Genomic DNA, 21,196 nt, shown 5'->3' with positions numbered 1-21,196 from the left:
CCGGTGGCGTCAGCGACGGGTATGCAGGGTCGATAAGCGGCCTCCCAGTGCACTTACCAATCGCGCTACCCGCAGCAGTCGCCACGTTGTGGGAGCTACACGACAACGCGCTCAAGGTTAACCGGAGATAGAGGGTCGGATTTCTTTGGGACACAAAAAAACCGCCTCGAGGGGCGGTTTTGATGTTGCAGCAAGCTTTTGATTTCCAACCATCTTTTAGATGGTGCCGGCACCAGGAGTCGAACCCGGGACCTACTGATTACAAGTAAAACAAATTTTGCCTACAGATCAAAATCTTACAGATTTTTTAACTACGCAAAATCTGTCTCAACATTTAATAAAATCAGTAATTTATAGCGTATGGCTACGCAATTTTCGAGCGACAGCGGTGGCAGGTTATAACTCTGCCACTCTCGAGATCCTGTATAGATTTTCTGCATATAGATACTTCTCTACAGAATTTGATCGGTCAGTCTCTTACTCTCTATTAATGGATTGGAACGATATGCTTGCAAGGTCACTGTATACAATATGGATGTAACGTTGTGGAATGCCCCTCTGGTTTCTACACTCAAACACTCAAGAACAGCAGAAACGCACCCTACACCAAGACATAGCCTTAGAGCTTATAGGGAAAACAATGGTCGTTAATCAGTTTTGAAAATTTCGCATTTCGTTATTAGAAATAGCTCTTTGAATATCAACAAGAAATGATATTGATTGTTCGGAGTGAGCAGGAAAAAAACTAGGTCCTCTGAAACCTGACAAGATAGCAATAAAATACAAACTGCTAAGCATGTTAAGGAGTCTCAAGTATGAGGACTCATTAATGCTATCAAAACTAAGGCCATGTAAAATAGAGTGTCTATTCAGAAGGATATCACTTTCGATCCTATCGGTATGCTCATATAGCTGCCTTTCAAAGAAAAGCTTAAAATTCTTGAGCATCTGAATCTGTTCATTTTCATTTTCAAGGAAATCGATTGTAATCACATGTTCCGGAAACCATGTGTATTCCTTGAAAATTCTGTCTCTGATGTCTTTACATATTGTTTCGACCACCTTAATAAGATTACGTCCTCCAACTTCTCCTTCATCCCCACCTTTGACCAATCCTATTTCTCTGATAACACCTTCAATACAGGGAATGATTGTCATAACGGCGGCATATAACAAGCCAGCGTAATAACATCCAATAGACTGCTTGATGGCGCCTATATATTTATTAAACGGAGGCAGGATCGACCACCTTTCAGTGAAAAATTTAGCAACATTTTCGGGAGTGTACAATTCGGCAAGCACCTTGCTCGCCATAAATTCTTTATCCTCACATGCGCTCAGCTTTTCACCTTGTTGGGAAAGATAGTGAGCATTAAAAAATGGCGGAACGATAAGACCTGCCTCGTAAAAACTATCCCTCAGTTTTCTTGCACTCGATGACTGAGCACTGAATGCATTTTTCGCTGGAAAAAAGCAAATTTCATCTTCTATAGAGACCCGATACCCATATATTCTTCCAAATGATTGAACAAAGACTTTTTCAACATTTGCTCTAGCGTATTCTTTTCTAATCTCAAACTGAAGATCTTCCGCATCTTTATCTAATAACTTCTTCCTTTTCATCAGCCTGAAAACACTGCATATTTCACTTTTATTCATAAAAGACCAATATCCAATTTTTAAAAAGAAATAAGGAAAGAGCATATATAACATTTTTTCAAAGCATGCAAAACACGGGTACAAAATAAAGTGAAAAATTCGCGTAACTCTGCAGGATTTTGCAAAAAAACTACTCTTACTATGTCTTAGCTGCAACCAGGAGTGGTGTGACTGCAGCACATCTGAATGGGTGCGTAGAAACCCGCACGTTTAGAGCGCGGGCGGGGCGGGGTGTCGACGGCGCGCCAGGGGGCGCTGCAGGGTGGTCAGAAGGCTCAAAGGCCGCCTGTAACCACCAGCTGTTCTTCACTCAATGGTGATGACGCGCTGGCCACCAGACGCCCACTCCAAGCTGTGATATGCCCTGCGTGGCGAAGGGCAAGAACGTCTCGAATCAAGCGATGAAAAAAGCCGCCCTGGTCAGAGGGTGGAGGTATCTGAAGGACGAGATTGTTGAAAGGGACGAATACTACCGTGACGGATCAAGGCACCCATCTTCGGCACCATCCAGCGAGTAGCTTCGGAAGCTCACGATCTCTTCACCTGCCCACTCGTCAACCTCGCGCATGGCCGCCTGAAGGGAGCTGGTGTACTTGCTGAGTCGTGCGAAAAGGTTGGTGCTGAAGCCGAGGGGCACTGCCCCTCGGCTGGTTAGCTGGGGAAATGTCACTATTGACTAGCGATCTTCTGATTCTGGATAGGAAGATGGTTAAGCGCTAAACCTGGACACAAAAAAACCGCCTCGAGGGGCGGTTTTGATGTTGCAACAAGCTTTTGATTTTCAACCATCTTTTAGATGGTGCCGGCACCAGGAGTCGAACCCGGGACCTACTGATTACAAGTCAGTTGCTCTACCAACTGAGCTATGCCGGCTCGGGTCGACCTAACGGTCGCTTGCTGCTCTGATGATTCGCCTTTCAGCGCTTCACCCGAAACGGGGTTGGCGTGGCTGGGGTAGCAGGATTCGAACCTGCGCATGCCGATACCAAAAACCGGTGCCTTACCACTTGGCGATACCCCAGCAGAGTTGGTGGCCAGAGACGGAATCGAACCGCCGACACGGGGATTTTCAATCCCCTGCTCTACCAACTGAGCTATCTGGCCCCTTGCCAACGCGACGTATTAAACCAATTCCTCCGTTTTCCGTCAACCCCTTTTCTTTCAAAATGATGGCGACCACGACCGAAGCAGGCTGAAGCCTAGATATCACGCGGGACGTAGCCCTCTGCGCGGTCGGTTTCCTGATTGTCGAAGAAGCGTTCCATCTGCTCCATCAGGTACTCGCGGCTGCTGGGCTCCATCATGTTGAGGTGCTTCTCGTTAATCAGGCGGGTCTGCAGCGCCTGCCACTCCTCCCAGGCCTGACGCGAAATACTGGCCTGGATCTCCTGGCCCTTCTTGCCCGGCAGGGGCGGAAAAGGCAGGGCGTCGAGTTCTTTCTGATACTTGCGGCAGAATACGGTCTGGCTCATGACTCTCTCCTGTGGATGCAGCGTCTGCTGAAGCGCCAAATAGATGAAGCGGTCGCTAGCTGGCCCGAGCATAGCAGCCCAGGCCGGCCTCGCTTAAGCCCTCTCCGGCCCTGGTGGGCGCAGAGTAAAGGGCGCCAGCGTTTCCAGCAGCTTTTTCACTGGCGCCGCCAGTCCAACTGACTCCGGCGCCTCCGGGTCATACCACATGCGCCCCTCGGCGACCTGATCCGCCGCCTCTACTTGCGCTGGTACAGGCGTGATCTCGAGCCGGAAGTGGCTAAATACATGCACAAAGCTCTGCCACGGCGCCTGCCTTTGTGCATGCCCCATCTGCAGGGCGAGCCATGTATCGATCTCGTCATCGCTGTCGAACTGCGGCAAGCTCCACAGCCCGCCCCACAGCCCCTGGGAAGGTCGCTGTTCCAACAGAATACGACCACGCCGGTCACGCAACACCAGCATTCGGGTCTGACGCAGCGGAACACGCTTCTTCGGCTTGGACTCGGGGAAACGCTTTTGCTCGTTGCGCGCTCGCGCCACACAGACATCGTTGAAGGGGCAGCGCTCACACTCAGGCTGGCCGCGACGACACAGCGTCGCGCCCAGGTCCATCATGCCCTGGGTAAAGTCCACCACCCGCTCGGTTGGTGTGTAGTGGTCGGCCAGCGTCCACAGCTGCCGTTCCACGGCAGGTCGACCAGGCCATCCTTCCACCGCATGCAGGCGGGTCAGCACGCGTTTGACGTTTCCGTCCAGAATGACCGCACGCCGTCCTGTGCTCTGGGCAATGACCGCGCCAGCCGTCGATCGTCCTATGCCGGGCAGTGCTGCCATGGCGTCGACGCTGTCGACGGGAAACTCTCCGCCATGCTGCTCCACCACCTCTCTGGCAGCTTTATGCAGATTCCGGCCTCGTGCGTAATATCCAAGCCCGGTCCACAGGTGGAGCACCTCATCCTGAGAGGCCTCTGCCAACGACTGCACATCAGGAAACCGCTGCATGAAGCGCTCGAAATAGGGAATAACAGTGGCCACCTGGGTCTGCTGCAGCATGATTTCCGAGACCCACACGGAATATGCCGTGCGATTCTCCTGCCATGGCAGATCATGCCGTCCATGCCGGTCAAACCATGCCAGCAGGCGTTCAGCAAAGGCCGTTCCGGTCAGCACGGGTTGCGCCGCCGCGGCTTCCTGATGCTGCTGTCGATCATCGGGGCGCCCGGGGGCTTCTGTATAATATTTCATAAAACCAGATAGTTAGTGATCACAAACCAGGATACACACGAAAAAAAGCGCCGACACGGTGGTCGGCGCAGAGACTGGCTTGCTTGATGCTCAATTAAATAGACCACGGACTGCGTCACGAAGTTCCTGGCCAGCTTTTTCACCGATACGCTCGTCGAGTCGCTCGAGCTCCTTGCCCACCCGATCCTCGACTTCTTCATTCAGGCGAGCCTTGGCTTCGTCAGCGACCAGGTTGCCCAGGTTGCTCTGGAATGCCGCCATGTCAAAGCGGCACCATTGGCTGCTGTCGCCTTCCAGTGAGCCTTCACAGTGCACCGGAAAGGGCACCTTCTCGAGGCGCCGATTCACGCTGCAGGCGGCATCAGCGGTGTCCACGAAACGTGCCGCGCCGTCGGCGTCAAAGGTTTGCGCGCCGAGGTCCAGGCGTCCGCCACCCGCGACTTCGATGCCCGGCAGGGTAATCAGCAGGTCATCGTTGTGGGCGACGCCATCACGAATGACAAAGCGCGCGCTGATGTTGTCGAAGCGGGTGTTTTCACTCCATTCACGAGTGGTCTGCTCACCTTCGAGACGGGCCACCGCGGTACACAGCTGACGCGACACATTGGCGCGTGGAATGCTGCCATCGTTGATCCGCGTATCCAGCGTGCCGTTGAGGTGGCGAGTCAGCTCATGGCGCGCATTCCCCCGGGTGGTCAGCTCACCGCTGGCGACCAGAGAGCCACTGACCGGCGCCGGCTGCTGGCCGAGCGAGGTCAACAACGATTCCAGACGCACGCTCTCGATGACCGGCGCCAGCTGCCAGGCAAGGGTGTCGCCGCTGGCATCCAGCGACCCGGTCGCCTTCAGGCGGCCCTCATGAAAGCCTGCCGCAAACTCGGTGAGCCGATGAACGCCGCCCTCCCCTTCCATTTCCAGGGTAACGTCCTGATATTGCTGTCCACCAAGCACAAGCTGACCCAACGACAGGGAGATGCGCTCGTCCAACTGCGCCAGGAAGCTGGCGGGCAGTATGGCAGGCGCTTCCTCCTGCGCCAGCGCAGCGCTGATGCCCGGCAGGCCGCTAGCCGCCGTGTCCTGCTGCGGTGGTGGCAGGTAGTTGTCGGCGTTCAGTCGATCGCCATCCAGATCGGCCTCAAGGCGTGACCCGTCAAAGTCGGCTGACAGACTGCCTGAGTAGGTGTTGTCATCCAGCACCAGCGTCAGTCCGCTAAGGGATAGACCTTCCAGGGTGCCTTCCACCGGACTGGTCAAGGCGACTTCGGTGAGTGCCTCGTCACTGGTCATGCGCGGCATAGCGCCCATCCGGGCCAGCCAGGGATGCAGCGACAGCGGCGCGAGACGGACCTGACCGTCATAGCGCGGAGCGTCATTCAGGCCAGTCACGTTGAGATTGCCCTTGATCGATAGACTGTCAGGCCCGGTCAGGGCAATGTCCCTGACTTGCGCCGTCCCTGCAGCGAGATCAGATTCGAGCTGAAAGGCCAGCGCCAGCGCGACACGCTTTTCCCCCAAGGAGGGAGTCAGCAGGCTGGCATCGAGCTGGCTAGGTGCCATGTGAACGCGCTGTTCGCTCAGGTTGAGCACCAGCTCCTCACTGCTCAGGGTGGCTTCCTGGGGTTCCGCTGCTCCTTCCACCAGCGTGCTGGTCTCCAGGGTAAGATCGGTCAGCACATGGCGACTGTCGGCCAGACCCAGGTTGACGTCAGCGTCGAGCGAGACGTCACTCTGCAGACTGGCGATGGCGTCACCCTCTTCATTGTGCTGGCCGTCAACCAGGTCGTAGACGCGCAGCTGGAAGGTCGAACTGAGGGGGAAGGCGGTATCAGGATTGACGTTGCTGCCATTGATGGTGAGTTTGTCGGCCTGCCATTCACGCTGCGCCAGCTGATCCACCAGGGACAGCTGACCATTGGTGACTTCGACACTGGCGATGTTCAGGGCAACGGACAACCCTCCATCATCGCTGGGATTGGGACCCGCGCTGGCCGGGGCGAGCGCCTTTTCGGCGTCCTGTCCCTTGTCTTCCAGACGCTCAAGCAATGCTTCCCAGTTGCCCGTGCCTTCGGCATCACGTTCAAGGTTCAGCGTCAGGCCATCCAACGTCAGACCATCGATGGCGATTTCGCCACGCAGCAAAGGGGTAAACGCCAGGCTGACCGATGCCCGAGAAAATGCGGCGAAGGCCGGCGCATCATCAGGCTGGTCGGCCAGGCGCGCCTCTGCCTGAGCCACACTGACGCCGATACGTGGATAGAAGGACCACTCCAGCGGGCCTTCGAGCGACAGATCCAGCCCGGTATGCTCCTGCACCACCGCCACCAGCCGCGGCTTCATGTCTTCCGGATTGAAGAAGGTGGTGACGTAAACCACCGCTCCCACCGTCACCAGCGCAAGGACGCCGACGACCGCCAGAAGGGTTCTTACAAGACGTTTCATGTGCCGCTTTCTCCCGTGGGCAGGTCGAGTTGAAAATCATCACCGCTACGCGTCAGTTGATACCCCAGGCGCTTGAGCAGCATCTGGTCGGCCAGCGTCAATTGGGACGCCGCCACGCTGAGTTTCATGCCTTCTTGGTTGGCGGCTGCGCTGATCAAAGCCAGCAATCGCGAGCCCACGCCGCGCCGACGCGTCGTCTTGCGGACACACAGGTCACGCATATGCCAGCGGTCATCGCCTTGGCTGACGGCCACTGCCCCCAGCAGCCGGTCATTGAAACGAGCCGTCCAGAAGAAGCCTCGCTCAAGCTGACCGGTAACGTAAGTCCCCGGGGGTAGCTGGATGCGGTCTTCTGGCGCATCGGCATAAATTCGAGTCAGGTCGATCCTCACCTGTTCATCGGCGTCCCAGACATCCCGGTCGACGCGATAGAGAGTCACCGGCATAAGCTGTCTCCCTTGGCCGGAGGGCGGCGCAAGCCGCCACTGGAATGGTGGCATTGTAGCGGATGGGGGCGCGGATTCACTATAATGGCAGCCTTGTGCGCCTCGCACCGCGAGCGGCCCGCCCTGAATCAAGGCCTCATATTCGACATGCGCGCGAGCGCAGGAGACGACATGTCCGAGCGTATTGCCACGGTCAGCCGTGACACCAAGGAAACCCAGATCAGCGTCACCCTCAACCTGGATGGCGAAGGCAACCTCAAGGGTGAAAGCGGCGTTCCCTTCCTCGACCACATGCTCGACCAGGTGGCTCGCCACGGCATGGTCGACCTGGACATCGACGTCACCGGTGACCTGCACATCGACGACCACCATACCGTCGAGGATCTTGGCATCACACTGGGACAGGCATTCGCCAAGGCCATCGGCGACAAGCGCGGTATCTACCGTTACGGCCACGCTTATGTGCCGCTGGATGAAGCCCTGTCTCGCGTGGTCATCGACTTCTCCGGCCGCTCAGGCCTGTTCATGAATGTCGACTTCACCCGCGCCACCATTGGTCGCTTCGACACCCAGCTGTTCTGGGAATTCTTCCAGGGCTTCGTCAACCATGCCCAGGTCACCCTGCACATCGACAACCTGAAAGGCTTCAATGCCCATCACCAGGCCGAGACCATCTTCAAGGCGTTTGGTAGAGCGTTGCGCATGGCCGCTGCCGAAGACCCTCGCATGGCGGGCAAGATGCCTTCTACCAAGGGTAGCCTGTAACTCGGTCGCCTGCGGCCAACTCCGCCAGAATCACAACATCTGAGGTGATCTCCGACGGAGGCGCCTCGGGGCCAACCATCAAGGAGCGCTTCATGACCATTGCCGTCATCGACTACGGGATGGGCAATCTCCATTCTGTCGCCAAGGCACTGGAACACGTCACCCACGAAAATGTGCTGGTGACCCGCGATGCCCGCTCGATCCAGGGGGCGACTCGCGTCGTACTGCCAGGCCAAGGCGCCATCCGCGACTGCATGGGAGAGCTTGAACGGACCGAGCTGAGCGGACTGGTACGGGAGCTGTTGGCTAGCCAGTCGAAGCCTCTGCTGGGTATCTGTGTGGGCCAGCAGATGCTGATGGACCACAGCGACGAGAATGGTGGCGTCGACTGCCTGGGCTTTCTGTCCGGTCAGGTCCGCAAGTTCCCGCTGGACATGCAGGACACCCAAGGGGCTCGCCTCAAGGTGCCGCACATGGGATGGAACCTGGTCCAGCAGCCTAACGCCCACCCGCTGTGGAACGGTATCGAGCCCGGCGCACACTTTTACTTCGTGCATAGCTACTATGTCGCCGCAGAGCAGGACGAGCAGGTATTCGGCACCACGGAGTACGGCAACGTCAGCGCGCACGTGGCCGTCGGCCGTGACGCTACCTTTGCGGTGCAATTCCATCCCGAAAAGAGCGCTCGTGACGGCCTGAGGCTGCTCGAGAACTTTGTGCAATGGACGCCCTGACCGGGTCGCGATTCGGCACCGCCCAGCCACCCCGCCCACAGCGTTTGTGGTGGCATGGCGGCACGCGTTCCCCTGATTATCGTCTCACGCAGCTCTACAGGCACACTCTAGGCACACTTTAGGCACCCCCCCCGAGGACACAACATGCTGGTAATTCCCGCCATCGATCTCAAGGATGGGCAGTGCGTCCGTCTCAAGCAAGGCCGCATGGATGAGGCCACCACCTACGGTGACGATCCGGTCGCCATGGCCGCCCGTTGGGTCGAGGCTGGCGCGCGCCGTCTGCATCTGGTCGATCTCAATGGCGCCTTCGAGGGACGTCCGGTCAACGGCGAAGCCGTCACCGCCATTGCGCGGCGCTATCCCGACCTGCCTATCCAGATCGGTGGGGGTATCCGCAGTGCGGAGACCATCGAGCATTATCTGACCGCCGGCGTTTCCCAGGTCATCATCGGCACCAAGGCGGTCAAGGAACCGGACTTCGTCACGCAGATGTGCCGCGCCTTCCCTGGCCACATCATCGTCGGCCTCGACGCCCATGATGGCCGCGTGGCGACCGATGGCTGGGCTGAGGTATCGGAAGTGCTGGCCGTGGACCTGGCCAAGCGCTTTGCCGACGACGGCGTCTCCAGCATTGTGTACACCGATATTGCGCGCGACGGCATGATGAATGGCGTCAACGTGGAAGCCACCGCCGCCCTGGCGCGAGATGGTGGTATCCCGGTCATCGCCTCGGGCGGCGTCACCAACCTGGACGACCTGCGTGCCCTGATCGCGGCAGGCGAGCCAGGTATCCTTGGTGCCATTACCGGCCGCGCCATCTACGAAGGCAGTCTGGATGTGGCTGAAGGCCAGCGCCTGTGCGACGAACTGACCCAGGTCTGAGGAGGCTCCATGGCACTTTCCAAGCGCATCATTCCGTGTCTCGACGTTGATGCCGGACGCGTGGTCAAGGGCGTCAACTTTGTCGGCATTCGTGACGCCGGCGACCCGGTGGAAGTGGCCCAGCGCTACAACCAGCAGGGCGCCGACGAGATCACCTTCCTCGACATCACCGCCAGCCACGAGGATCGCGATACCACCGTCGACATGGTCGAGCGCATCGCTGGCGAAGTCTTTATCCCGCTTACCGTGGGTGGTGGCATTCGCACCTGTGACGATATCCGCACCATGCTCAACGCCGGTGCCGACAAGGTCTCGATCAATACTGCGGCGGTGACCAATCCCGACTTCGTGAGGGAAGCCGCAGAGCGCTTCGGTAGCCAGTGCATCGTCGTGGCCATCGATGCCAAGCGGGTCAGCGCCGACGGCGAACCCGCCCGCTGGGAGATCTTCACCCACGGCGGTCGCCGGCCGACAGGTCTGGATGCGGTCGAGTGGGCAAAGAAGATGGTGGAGTACGGCGCCGGTGAACTGCTGCTTACCAGCATGGACCGGGATGGCACCAAGGCTGGCTTCGACCTGGGCGTGACCCGCGCGATCAGCGACGCCGTGGCCGTGCCGGTCATCGCTTCCGGCGGCGTCGGCAATCTGGATCACCTGGTCGAGGGCGTCAGCGAAGGTCATGCCGACGCTGTGCTCGCCGCCAGTATCTTCCACTTTGCCGAGTACACCATCCCTGAGGCAAAGCGCTACATGGCCGACAGAGGCATCACCATGCGCCTCTAGGTGCATCCTCGCCCGGTACAGGCCTGGCGTGGCCTGCCTGAACAGCCGGCCCGCGAGATAGCCTCTAAGGGGCACGGCAAGATAAGTGCTACAAGGTGCCCTAAGCATATCGCCCCCGTCAGGTAGTCCCTGGCGGGGGCGATATGCAAGAGGCGGCCTGCCTGGACCGCCGACAGGCTCAGTCCAGCGTCAGCCCGAGATTGCTGACACCGCCATTGCGGCCCAGCTTCTTCAATACTTTCATCTGTTTCTTGGAGGGCTCTGCTTCGGCCTCCTCCAACGCTGCATCCTGAAAATCGTTTTCGTCTTCCATCAGCGGGTGCGTCTTGACCATCTGCGCCAAGCGCTCGGCATCATCTTCGCCTTCCGTCAGCTCGATAAACCCACGCACCGCGGCGCGCGACACCCGGCTCACCTCAAGCACGGCGTCCGGAGCATCACCCCGCATGGTGTCGAGTATCGCCGACAGTGCCACCACGGCATCCAGTGCACGCCGCGCACCAAAGCTGTCGTCATCCGCCGGCGGTTCAAGCTCCGCCAGCTTTTCGGCCTGACGGTCGAAGTCGATCCGCGCGTCCTTGACGGTCAACTGCTCCCAGACCAGGTCCAGAATCACGCGCATGCCGGAGATATCTCCGTGGCCACTGGTATCGGCATAGAGCGCATAGTTGGGCAACATGCGCTCGGTCAGCGCGGCCATGAAGCCCTGCTGCTGTCGGAGGGACAGCGCTTGCAAGCGCTGGTGAAATCCTGGTTTCGCCATGACGGCTCCTGTGTGGCCTCAATCTCGAGAGTTCGACGGCTGACGTCGCGTCTCGACGTCATGGCCTGGGAATGTTGACGCTGTTTTATCGCTTGGCTTTACGGCAGAGGTTCGCTACCCAGGCTCCAGGCTATGGCCAGAACCGATCCTGGGCAATGCGTCCGCGGGCATCAAACGCCACCCCTTCGTCCATTAATCGATTACGTTGCTCGTCTGCGCCCCCATGGTCTGCCAGCTTACGCGACGCGGTGACGACCCTGAACCAGGGCAAGCCATGCCCGGAAGGCAGGTCGCGCAGCGCCCTCGCCACCATGCGGGCGGTCGCGCCATCGGTCATGGCAGCAATCCGACCGTAACTGGTCACCCGACCAGGGGGAATCTCACTGATGATCGTGAGGATCTGTTCTCGAACGTTCGGATTCATGTAACCTTTGGTTCTGGTTGCATTTTCATCGAGGGCCGAAGGATTCGGCCCGGCACTGGAGCGAGGCCCCATGCACCTTCATCTGCTGCAGCACCATCCACACCTGGGCCCCGCACGCATCGGCGACTGGCTGACCAGCATGGGACACAGCTTCACCATCTTCCATCTCTACGACGGAGAACTGGTCCCACGCCCCGGCGATTGCGATGCCCTGATCATTCTCGATGACCTGGAGGAACGGACCTCTGCGCCATGGCTCAAGGCTGAACGCAAGCTGATCGACCAGGCGCTGGACGGCCAGAAACCCTTGCTTGGCCTGGGTAGCGGGGCCCGGCGTATCGCTGCGGCACTGGGCGCACCGGTGGGCCGGGGCACCCGTGCCGAGATCGGCTGGCACGTCGTTCACCTCGCCGATGACAGCCCCTTCGACCTACCCGACGATTTTTCCGCTCTGCTATGGCACCGCCAAGTCTTTGGCCTACCCGACGATGCCTTGCCCCTAGGCGGCACGGCGTCGAGCCCCGTGCTGGGATTTTCCTGGGACGCGGGCCGCGTCGTAGGACTCGCCTGCCATCTGCATCACCATAGCGAGAGCCTGCAGGCGCTGCTGTCCCAGATTCCACCGCCGGAAGGGGCTGAGCCACCTCCCGCGTCACCCTCAGGCCAGGATATCGTGGACGCCACCCAGCGGCTCGATACACTGGCACCGCTGCTGGATCGCCTGCTCAGCCAGTGGTTGCGCAGCGCGCCGGCCGGTTGAAGCACCTTCAGCTTGCCGCTGCCCGCTGCTGGCTCCAGTGGCGGGCGAAGTCGAGGCAACTGTCCCAATCGCCAACGTGCAAGAACTCTCGCTCCCCGTGCTTTTCAAGCTGGTAGCGGTACATCGGATCGTAGTACTCGGTCAGCAGGGGCGCCAGCCAAGCCTCATGGGCCTGGCGATTGCCGGCTTGGTGCTCGCGAAACGCCAGCGCCTGCAAGCGCTCGAGCCTGGCCAGGCGGGCGCTTCCCAGGCGTTTCTTGAGCCGCCCGAGGGCCGAAGACAGCTGCTTGCGCATCAGTTTCCAGCCCAGCACTTCGCCGAACTGCTGGCGGTAAACCGTCCACAGGTCGTCGATATAGTCCTTGTGGATCTGATTCAGCCGCCAGTCCAGGGGCATCTCCACCCGGATCCGCGGTGCCACTTCCATTCCTCGCCAGAACGCCAAGGGTATGTTGGCGGCACCGATGTGGCGCGACTCATCCTCCAGCACCATAGGGCCGTGCAACCCGAGAAGGCGCCGGCCCATGTCATGTTCGAAGTCGATCTGACTGGGTGCGATCAAGGGATGCCGGCCAAACGCAGAGCCCTTGTGGCGGGCACACCCTTCCAGGTCCAGCCCATTGTCCAGCGCCTGGACGATGGCGGTCTTGGCACATCCGGTCAGCCCGCCCACGACCAGCATCGGTTGACTGGCGGCCTCGTCGATACGCGCGCACAGTCCCTGGCGCATGGCCTTCCAACCGCCTTCAATGCGCGGGCGCTCAATCCCCGATTCCATCAGCCAGCGCTGCGCGATCTGGGAGCGAAGCCCACCGCGAAAGCAATAGATGATGGCGTCCGGCGTGGACGCCAGCTGGTTCCGCCAGGCATCGATGCGGGCTTGCTTGACCTCGCCGGACACCAGGCGCTCACCCAACGCGATGGCCGCATCCTGGCCAGATTCCTTGTAGGCAATTCCGACCCGGTGGCGCTCGTCGTTATTCATCAACGGCAGGTTGACCGCGCCAGGCAGGCTACCCTGGGCAAACTCGACCGGCGCCCGCACGTCGATCAAGGTTCTTCCCTCGACCAGCAGTCCGAGATCTGCCGGTACCAGCGGCAGTGTCATCCGCGCACCTCGATCAAGGCGTCGCCACGGGCCTCGACCACCTCACCGAAGGGGGCCAGTTCGATGCCGAACTCGCGACCCACGCGCTCCACGTCGTCTTCCCAGGAGGGGTGTACGGAGATCAACAGGCCACCGGAGGTCTGCGGATCGCACAACCATTGCCAGTGTGCCTCGTCCATCGCTGGCAAGCTGGCGCCCAGGGCTTCGCGGTTGCGGCGGGTGCCGCCGGGCACGGCCCCCTGGCGGCGATAAGCTTCGGCCTCGGCCAGACGAGGCAGCCGCCGGAAATCAATGCGAGCCGCTACGCCACTGGCCGCGCATACCTCAGAGAGATGGCCTGCCAAGCCGAAGCCGGTGACATCCGTCATCGCATTGACGCCCTCGATACGCGCCAGCGACGCCCCAATCTTGTTGGTGACCAGCATGGTCTCGCGCGCCAGGCCATGATGACCACTTTGCAACAGGCCCTGTTTCTCGGCGGTGGTCAGCATGCCAACCCCCAGGGGCTTGGTCAGAAACAGCAGGTCCCCCGGCTTGGCTCCCTTGTTGAGCTTGAGGTGCTTGAGATCTACCAACCCGTTGACGGAGAGGCCAAAGATGGGCTCAGGCGCATCAATGGAATGTCCTCCGGCAAGGGCAAGGCCCAGCTCGCGACACACGGCTTGAGCGCCCGCCACGACATCACCGGCAATATCCGGCCCAAGCTTGTCCAGCGGCCAGCCCAGGATGCCCAGGGCCATCACCGGGTCGCCGCCCATGGCGTAGACGTCACTGATGGCATTGGTGGCGGCGATACGCCCGAAATCGAAGGGGTCATCGACAATCGGCATGAAGAAGTCGGTGGTACTGATCATGCCACGCCCATCCCCCAGGTCGAAGACAGCGGCATCCTCACGCCCCTGATTGCCCACGATCATCTGCGAGTGACTCGCCCCCGGGCCTGCCTTGGCCAGGATGCCATCGAGCACGTCAGGGGCGATCTTGCAGCCACAGCCGGCACCGTGACTGTATTGGGTCAAGCGGATGGCGCTCATGTAAACCTCCTTGGCAGTGATAGGCCCATTCTACACCAGCCGAACCGCACAACGCGGCCCTGCGTGTGGCTGGCCCCTGACATGTCATCTGCGCCACGAGGAAGCCTGCCACGGGTTCAGGGCCTGCCTTGCGGCGCTGTTGGAACGTGCTGGTGCGGCGCCTAGGCAACCCTGCGCGATGTATTCGAGCGATCTTTGGTGCAAGCCGCCGGGCTACAGCACTTCCAGCGCGTCGGATAGCTTGTCCACGGGCACCACTTCCATGCCCTGGGGAGAGGTCTTGGGCGCGTTTCCTCGCGGCACGATGGCGCGGGTAAAACCATGCTTGGCAGCTTCGACAATGCGTTCCTGGCCACTTGGCACCGGACGAATCTCCCCAGACAGCCCCACCTCGCCGAACACCACCAGCTCCCGCGGTAGCGCGCGCCCTTGCAGGCTGGACACCACCGCCAGCAGGACGGCCAGGTCGGCGCTGGTTTCCAGCACCTTGACGCCTCCGACCACATTGAGGAACACGTCCTGATCCCCGGTGAACAGGCCGCCGTGACGGTGCAGCACCGCCAGCAGCATCGACAGGCGATTGGCGTCGAGCCCGACCGCAACGCGGCGCGGGTTGCCCAGTGCCGACTCGTCCAGCAAGGCTTGTACTTCCACCAGGATGGGCCGGGTACCCTCCCATACCACCATGACCAGACTGCCCGCCGCCTGCTCCTGCTGACGCGACAGAAAGATGGCGCTGGGGTTCTTCACCTCTTTCATGCCATGTTCCAGCATCGCAAAGACGCCCAGCTCGTTGACCGCGCCAAAGCGGTTCTTCTGTCCGCGCAAGGTACGAAAGCGCGAGTCGGCGCCACCTTCGAGCAACAATGAGGCATCGATCATGTGCTCAAGCACCTTCGGCCCGGCCAGGGTGCCATCCTTGGTGACGTGCCCCACCAGCAGCAGCACCGTGTTCGACTGCTTGGCAAAGCGCGTGAGCGCCGCCGCGGACTCACGCACCTGGGCAACGCCACCAGGCGCAGACGAAATGTCCTCAAGGTGCATGGTCTGGATAGAGTCGATCACCAGTACCTCAGGACGCTCACGCTCTGCCACCGCCAGAATGGTCTCGATACTGGTCTCCGCCAGCATCTTGAGCCCTTGGGTTGGCAGCTGCAGCCGGTGGGCCCGCATGGCGACCTGAGATAGCGATTCCTCGCCGGTCACATACAGCACGCTGCGCTGCTGGGCCAACTTGCAGGCGGTCTGCAGTAGCAGCGTCGACTTGCCGGCCCCCGGGTGTCCGCCCAACAGCACGGCCGATCCGGGCACCAGACCGCCACCCAGCACCCGGTCAAATTCGGCAAAGGTGGACGACAGCCTTGGCACTTCGGACAGGTCGACGTTGGCAAGATCGATCACCTCGGTCGACAGGCTACCGCTATATCCGCCTCGGCCACTTGTACCAGCGCTTGTTCCGCTGCGGGCCGGTGACGACAAGCGCACCTCGCTCAGGGTGTTCCACTCCTGACACGCGGAACATTGGCCCTGCCACTTGCGATACTCGGCACCGCATTCAGTGCATACAAAGGCGCTCTTGGCCTTGGCCATAGACGTTCTCTCTCATTCTCTGGCGGGCTCGCCGTCAACGGTCAACGGTCAACGGCCTGCCAAACAGGTCGTAATAGGGAGCCGAGGGGACCGACCGATGCTTGCGACGCCGCCTAGGTGATCAGCGCAAGGGCGACTCTCAAGCGACAGCGCTGGCTTAACCGCACCGTACCACGCAAAAGGGCAGCCGAAGGCTGCCCTTTTGTCACTGGCCGTCGCGTTTACTGCTGGCGAGTCAGCTGCAGCATGTCATTGTTCTGGAAACGACGACGCTGCGGATCGATCAGCTCCAGCGTCTGCGGATTGACACGCATGAAGTAGTAGGTCTGACCTTCTCCGTTAGGCACCAGCTCGTAAACGGTGGCTTCCGGGTTGTCTGCGGTACCGGTCAACACATCCCAGTTGCCGGAGTAGTTCTCGTTCGGCGGATTCTGGGGGTGGTTCTGGTAGGCAGCGGTCAGATCGAAGGTGCGCTGTGCCGGAGCACCTTGCTCTTCACCGTCCATGGTGACAGTCAGGGCGATGCCGTCGCAGTTGCGGCACGGCAGGGTACCCTGATAGGTCGCAGACGTTGCCTGGATGGCTTCACCACCGGCAGTGTCATCGCTGGGGCCACTCGCACAGCCGGCCAAAAGGGCGAGCATGGCGGATCCCGCCAGCAAAGTCCTGAGTTGCATATAAGTCCTCCTAACCATTGAGCATGGAACCGACGAATCGGCAGCCTGACGACAGCATAACCTCCCTGCTTCCCTGCGCACAGCCCTGTGTTGTCCTGCACTTAGGACACTGGGGGCATCACATGGGCAAAGATCAGTCCCAGTACGATCGGCATGACGATCAGGCTACCCAGATTGCCGATCAGCACCAGCGACGCCACGGTATGTGGCTGCTGGCGGTACTGCTCGGCCACCAGATAATTGAGCACCGCCGGCGGTAGTGCTGCAAAGACCCACAGTGACGCTGCCTTGAGTCCTTCCAGCTCGAACAGTGCGATCAATGGCCATGCCAGCACAAGTCCTGACAGTGGGCACAGCAGCGCGCCCAACAGCCCGATTTTCCAGTCTCCAAAGTCGATATCGAGCATACGCACACCCAAGGCGAACAGCAGCAGCGGAATACAGACGCCGCCCAGCATGTGCATGGCTTCCAGCAACCAGCTTGGCAGCGCCAAGCCAGACAGGTTGACCGCAAGCCCGGCCAGGCTGGCCAGCACGATGGGCATTCTCATCAGACGCCAGAGCGGCGTATGCGGGCTGAGCATCTTCAGCCCCAGTGAAAAATGCAGCACCATCTCGACAATAAACAACACCACCGCGGCCGGCAGCGCCTCCTCGCCAAATGCCAAAATGAGCAAAGGTATGCCCATGTTGCCCGAGTTGTTGAACATCATCGGGGGCACGACCGTCTTGGCGTCGAGTTTCAGCCACTTGACGATCGGCCAGACCAGCAAGCCAGACCCCACCACAATGATGGCGCCCGCCAGAGCCAGCCACGCATACTCTTCCAGCGGCGCCTTTCGATCTGCCAGCACCACAAACACCAGCATGGGAACGAAAAGCTCCATGTTAAGGGTGTTAAGGCTCCGAATATCGGGGGAACGCAGGCGCCCATAGAGGGTCCCGGCGCCAGATATCAAAAAGACCGGCAGCAAGGTGGCAAGGATCTGGGCAGTCATGGAATCCCTTAGGCGGCGAATGGCTCAGCAGACGCAGCGTATCATGCCGGCGACTTGCGCAGGGCGGTGGCAGCGGTCACCATGACCAAAGTGGTAAACACGCCTTCTACCTCTGCCAAGCGAGAGACCATGAGCAAGTTGTGGAGTCCAAGCGTCAGGGAGCTAACCCCCTACGTACCGGGTGAGCAGCCCCGCGAGAAGCTGATCAAGCTCAACACCAACGAGAACCCCTATCCTCCCGCACCTGGGGTGGAGCGTGTGCTGCGTGAGTTTTCGCCAGACCACTTGAGGCGCTACCCGGATCCTACTTCGAGTGCCTTGCGGGACTCCCTGGCCCATGCGCTCGGTACCACGGCTGACCAAGTGTTCGCCGGCAATGGTTCAGATGAAGTACTGGCGCTGGCCTTCCAGGCGTTTTTCCGGCAAGAGCGGCCACTGGCCATGCCGGACATTTCCTACAGTTTTTACCCTGTCTATTGCCGCATGTACGGCATCGACAGCCGCACCTTTCCCCTGAACGATGACTGGAGCGTTGACCTGGACGCGCTGGCCAGCGATAGCGGTGGCGTCATTTTCGCCAACCCCAACGCTCCCACCGGACATGGCCACGGACGTGAGGCCATTGCCGCCTTGCTCGAAAAGGTGACGGACCGGGTCGTGCTGGTGGACGAGGCCTACGTCGACTTTGGTGGAGAAAGTGCGGTGCCCCTCGTGGAGCGCTACCCCAACTTGCTGGTAACAGGCACCTTCTCCAAGTCGCGCAGCCTCGCGGGACTGAGGCTTGGCTATGCCGTCGGTTCCCCGGAACTGATCGAAGGCCTGATTCGCGTGAAGGACTCCTTCAATTCCTATCCGGTCGACGCGCTGGCAAGCGCGGTCGGGATCGCCGCACTGGAAGATACCGACTATTTCGAAGCCACTCGGCAAGCCGTCATCACCACGCGGGAACGCACCCGTCAGCGCCTGGCGCAGCTTGGTTTCGAGGTGCTGCCTTCACAGACCAACTTTGTCCTCGCCACACACCCGGAGCACGATGCAGCGCAGCTCTTTCTGGGCCTGCGTGAGCGCGGCGTGCTGGTGCGTCACTTCAATACCGAAGCCCTTCGCCATTACCTGCGCATTTCCATCGGCACCGACGATGAGATGGACTCCCTGGTCGAAGTGCTGGAAATTCTGTGCCGCTGAGTTGAACAGGGCGCCGTCACGGCGCCCACCGTTCCGAGGTTGTCCATGACCGCTCGTCTACCCTTGAGTCGTCTTCACCATGTGGCACTGATCACTGCCCACTATGAATGTGCCAAGCGTTTCTATATCGAGGTACTCGACGCACACGTCTTGAATGAGGCATATCGCAGTGACCGCGATAGCTACAAGCTGGATCTTCTGTTGCCTGGCAACATTCAACTCGAGCTTTTCTCCTTTCCCTCTCCCCCGGCCCGTCCAAGTTACCCTGAAGCCTGTGGCCTGAGGCACATAGCCTTTGCGACGGATGACCTGGATACCTGCGTTGAGATCCTGAAAGAACGGGGGGCCACTCCCGAACCGGTAAGAGTCGACGAGTTTACCGGCGCACGCTTCACCTTTCTGAGCGACCCGGACGGCACACCGATAGAGCTTTATGAGACCACCGCCTGACCGACACTCATGACCCAACGCTGGGAGTAGACGCTGCATGATCAAGGTAGGTTTCTTCAGTTCACAGCCTTACGAGCGACCGTTCTTTCCTGACTCACCTTCATCATCCGTCGAGCTCGTTCACTTCGAGCAGCGCCTCAGCGCTCGCACGGTCACCCTCTGCCAGGGACTAGACGCTGTTTGCGTGTTCGTCAATGATGATCTGAGCCGCACGGTGCTGGAGCGCCTCGCCGTGGTGGGCGTTCGGCTTGTGGCGTTGCGCTGTGCGGGCTTCAACAACATCGACCTCGAGGCAGCGAAACGTCTCAATATTCAGGTGTGTCGCGTCCCCGCTTACAGTCCTGAAGCGGTAGCAGAGCACTGTGTGGCACTGATGCTTTCGCTAAGCCGAAAGATTCACAAGGCCTACAATCGAGTCAGGGAAGATAACTTCGACCTCAATGGCCTGCTCGGCTTCAACCTGTCGGGCAAGACAGTCGGCATCGTCGGCTACGGCCAGATCGGTCAGGCACTGGATCGCATCCTGAGAGGCTTCGGCTGCCGTGTGTTGGTGACAGATGCACATCCAGTACCCGCTGGCATCGAACGGGTGGCACTGGAGCAACTGCTGAAGGAGAGCGATATCGTCTCCCTACATTGCCCCTTGTTGCCAGAGACACATCACCTGATCGATGCGGCGGCGTTCACCGCCATGAAGGACGGCGTCATGTTGATCAACACCAGTCGCGGTGCCCTGATCGATAGCCGTGCCTGTATCGATGCCTTGAAGACGCGCAAGCTTGGTTACCTGGGGCTCGACGTCTACGAGCAAGAGGCGGGTATGTTCTTTGAGGATCATAGCGACGATATACCACTGGACGATATCTTTGCCCGGCTGATCAGCTTCCCGAATGTCGTCGTTACCGGGCACCAAGGTTTTTTCACCCAGGAAGCCCTTGCCGAGATTGCTTCCACGACCATGGAAAGCCTGAACGCCTTCGAGAGAGGCCAGCTGCCGCCAGAACGTTATCGCATATAGCGCGGTCTGCCTGATAATAAAGAAGCCCGGTCATCTCTCGATGACCGGGCTTCTTTTGGATACATGCCTGACGATGACGCCTAGATATCAATGTCTTTACCCGCCTCATCCCTGAGACTCGCCCTTCGTTCCTCAGGGCCCGACTGCGGCGGTTCTCCCTGTTCCCTACAGGGGAGTCGCATGGGGGTGAGCCACCCTGGCGCTCTTTACAACGGCTGCAGCGAAGCTACAAGGGGTGGTGAACGCCACGAGCCCGCTCCTGAGAAGAGCCAGGCTGGACCACGCCGAGGGGGTTATCGGCGCGACCCCACAAATAAAGAGCGGCTGAACGTATCAAGAGCCCATGCATGCGGCTTTTTAAATTAAGAAACCCCGACCATCTCTGGATAATCGGGGTTCTTCTGAATAAATGCCTGACGATGACGCTTAGATATCAATGTCTCTACTCGCCTCATCCCTGAGACTCGCCCTTCGTTCCTCAGGGCCCGCCTGCGGCGGTTCTCCCCTGTTCCCTACAGGGGAGTCGCATGGGGGTGAGCCACCCTGGCTTTTGCAGCGAAGCTGCAAGGGGTGGCGAACGCCACGAGCCTGCGAGTGGCCGGACCGCACGCAGTGCGGCCCCACAAATAAAGAGCGGGTCTCCCCATGCATGCGAAAAACCCCGACCATCTCTCGATAATCGGGGTTCTTCTGAATAAATGCCTGACGCCTCTGCGGCCACTTCGTGGCCTTGAGCCTGGGCTCGGGGCGCCGCAAGCGGC

20 protein-coding genes and 3 tRNA genes are annotated in these 21,196 nt (G+C 59.8%); 8 read left to right on the top strand and 15 right to left on the bottom strand.

The genetic code is table 11. The features are described 5' to 3' along the window. Window positions 1–651: 651 nt before the first annotated feature. The 8 genes from KUV41_RS12160 to KUV41_RS12125 form a co-directional block, all read right to left on the bottom strand. Complete coding sequence (locus KUV41_RS12160; RefSeq protein WP_222486360.1) at window positions 652–1,704, bottom strand: hypothetical protein; 1,053 nt, start codon at window positions 1,702–1,704, stop codon at window positions 652–654. 752 nt (window positions 1,705–2,456) lie between these two features. After that, window positions 2,457–2,532 (bottom strand) — tRNA-Thr (locus tag KUV41_RS12155). Between the two features lie 73 nt (window positions 2,533–2,605). Further along, window positions 2,606–2,680, bottom strand: a tRNA-Gln gene (locus KUV41_RS12150). 7 nt (window positions 2,681–2,687) lie between these two features. Continuing rightward, a tRNA-Phe gene (locus KUV41_RS12145) sits at window positions 2,688–2,763 on the bottom strand. Between the two features lie 95 nt (window positions 2,764–2,858). After that, a complete protein-coding gene (locus KUV41_RS12140; protein WP_206940742.1) occupies window positions 2,859–3,131 on the bottom strand; it encodes an oxidative damage protection protein in 273 nt (90 codons plus the stop codon). 93 nt (window positions 3,132–3,224) lie between these two features. Next, on the bottom strand, window positions 3,225–4,376 hold the full coding sequence (gene mutY, locus KUV41_RS12135; RefSeq protein WP_206940744.1) for an A/G-specific adenine glycosylase: 1,152 nt from the start codon (window positions 4,374–4,376) through the stop codon (window positions 3,225–3,227). 90 nt (window positions 4,377–4,466) lie between these two features. Then, complete coding sequence (locus tag KUV41_RS12130) at window positions 4,467–6,815, bottom strand: AsmA family protein (protein ID WP_222485074.1); 2,349 nt, start codon at window positions 6,813–6,815, stop codon at window positions 4,467–4,469. Further along, window positions 6,812–7,261 carry an acetyl-CoA sensor PanZ family protein gene (locus tag KUV41_RS12125; RefSeq protein ID WP_222485072.1) on the bottom strand — a complete coding sequence of 150 codons (450 nt, stop codon included), beginning with the start codon at window positions 7,259–7,261 and terminating at the stop codon, window positions 6,812–6,814. Before KUV41_RS12125 ends, KUV41_RS12130 begins: the two co-directional genes overlap by 4 nt. A gap of 171 nt (window positions 7,262–7,432) precedes the next feature. Between KUV41_RS12125 and hisB the strand changes: the two genes are divergently transcribed. From hisB to hisF, 4 genes are all read left to right on the top strand, one after another. Further along, window positions 7,433–8,026, top strand: a complete 594-nt coding sequence (gene hisB / locus KUV41_RS12120) for an imidazoleglycerol-phosphate dehydratase HisB (protein ID WP_206940750.1) — start codon at window positions 7,433–7,435, stop codon at window positions 8,024–8,026. Between the two features lie 92 nt (window positions 8,027–8,118). Then, on the top strand, window positions 8,119–8,760 hold the full coding sequence (gene hisH / locus KUV41_RS12115; protein ID WP_222486359.1) for an imidazole glycerol phosphate synthase subunit HisH: 642 nt from the start codon (window positions 8,119–8,121) through the stop codon (window positions 8,758–8,760). 144 nt (window positions 8,761–8,904) lie between these two features. Further along, window positions 8,905–9,645 (top strand): 1-(5-phosphoribosyl)-5-[(5-phosphoribosylamino)methylideneamino]imidazole-4-carboxamide isomerase, encoded by a 741-nt coding sequence (gene hisA / locus KUV41_RS12110; RefSeq protein WP_206940753.1) that lies wholly within the window; start codon window positions 8,905–8,907, stop codon window positions 9,643–9,645. A gap of 9 nt (window positions 9,646–9,654) precedes the next feature. Then, window positions 9,655–10,428, top strand: coding sequence for an imidazole glycerol phosphate synthase subunit HisF (hisF, locus tag KUV41_RS12105; protein WP_222163904.1), 774 nt, complete (start codon window positions 9,655–9,657; stop codon window positions 10,426–10,428). A 178-nt stretch (window positions 10,429–10,606) separates the two neighbouring features. Here the strand turns inward: hisF and KUV41_RS12100 are convergent, their stop codons facing one another. Both KUV41_RS12100 and KUV41_RS12095 read right to left on the bottom strand, forming a co-directional pair. Then, complete coding sequence (locus tag KUV41_RS12100) at window positions 10,607–11,191, bottom strand: YjaG family protein (protein WP_222485064.1); 585 nt, start codon at window positions 11,189–11,191, stop codon at window positions 10,607–10,609. 130 nt (window positions 11,192–11,321) lie between these two features. Continuing rightward, window positions 11,322–11,615, bottom strand: a complete 294-nt coding sequence (locus tag KUV41_RS12095) for an MGMT family protein (RefSeq protein ID WP_206940759.1) — start codon at window positions 11,613–11,615, stop codon at window positions 11,322–11,324. Between the two features lie 70 nt (window positions 11,616–11,685). Here KUV41_RS12095 and KUV41_RS12090 point away from each other — a divergent pair, with 70 nt between their 5' ends. Beyond that, window positions 11,686–12,375: a type 1 glutamine amidotransferase gene (locus KUV41_RS12090; RefSeq protein WP_222163902.1), complete on the top strand. Its 690-nt coding sequence runs from the start codon at window positions 11,686–11,688 to the stop codon at window positions 12,373–12,375. A gap of 7 nt (window positions 12,376–12,382) precedes the next feature. Here the strand turns inward: KUV41_RS12090 and mnmH are convergent, their stop codons facing one another. The 5 genes from mnmH to KUV41_RS12065 form a co-directional block, all read right to left on the bottom strand. Next, entirely contained in the window at window positions 12,383–13,483 is a 1,101-nt protein-coding gene (gene mnmH, locus KUV41_RS12085; protein WP_222486358.1) for a tRNA 2-selenouridine(34) synthase MnmH, read from the bottom strand. Continuing rightward, a complete protein-coding gene (gene selD / locus KUV41_RS12080) occupies window positions 13,480–14,517 on the bottom strand; it encodes a selenide, water dikinase SelD (protein WP_222486357.1) in 1,038 nt (345 codons plus the stop codon). The genes mnmH and selD overlap by 4 nt, the downstream gene beginning before the upstream one ends. Before the next feature lie 213 nt (window positions 14,518–14,730). Then, window positions 14,731–16,107, bottom strand: a complete 1,377-nt coding sequence (gene radA, locus KUV41_RS12075; protein ID WP_206940767.1) for a DNA repair protein RadA — start codon at window positions 16,105–16,107, stop codon at window positions 14,731–14,733. 221 nt (window positions 16,108–16,328) lie between these two features. Beyond that, a complete protein-coding gene (locus KUV41_RS12070; RefSeq protein WP_206940769.1) occupies window positions 16,329–16,784 on the bottom strand; it encodes a copper resistance protein NlpE N-terminal domain-containing protein in 456 nt (151 codons plus the stop codon). A 101-nt stretch (window positions 16,785–16,885) separates the two neighbouring features. Then, window positions 16,886–17,782: an AEC family transporter gene (locus KUV41_RS12065; protein WP_206940771.1), complete on the bottom strand. Its 897-nt coding sequence runs from the start codon at window positions 17,780–17,782 to the stop codon at window positions 16,886–16,888. A gap of 129 nt (window positions 17,783–17,911) precedes the next feature. Here KUV41_RS12065 and hisC point away from each other — a divergent pair, with 129 nt between their 5' ends. From hisC to KUV41_RS12050, 3 genes are read left to right on the top strand one after another with little or no spacing between them, the layout of a single operon-like run. Further along, a complete protein-coding gene (hisC, locus tag KUV41_RS12060) occupies window positions 17,912–18,967 on the top strand; it encodes a histidinol-phosphate transaminase (protein ID WP_222486355.1) in 1,056 nt (351 codons plus the stop codon). 45 nt (window positions 18,968–19,012) lie between these two features. After that, on the top strand, window positions 19,013–19,417 hold the full coding sequence (locus KUV41_RS12055) for a VOC family protein (RefSeq protein WP_206940775.1): 405 nt from the start codon (window positions 19,013–19,015) through the stop codon (window positions 19,415–19,417). Window positions 19,418–19,454: 37 nt separating this feature from the next. Then, window positions 19,455–20,435, top strand: coding sequence for a 2-hydroxyacid dehydrogenase (locus KUV41_RS12050; RefSeq protein ID WP_261396030.1), 981 nt, complete (start codon window positions 19,455–19,457; stop codon window positions 20,433–20,435). Window positions 20,436–21,196 lie beyond the last annotated feature (761 nt).

Origin of the sequence: Halomonas sp. DP8Y7-1, from assembly GCF_019801685.1 — a bacterium.
GTDB lineage: Bacteria > Pseudomonadota > Gammaproteobacteria > Pseudomonadales > Halomonadaceae > Halomonas > Halomonas litopenaei_A.
Note: the sequence above shows the minus strand (reverse complement) of the source record. Positions and strands in the feature narration are given on the sequence as shown.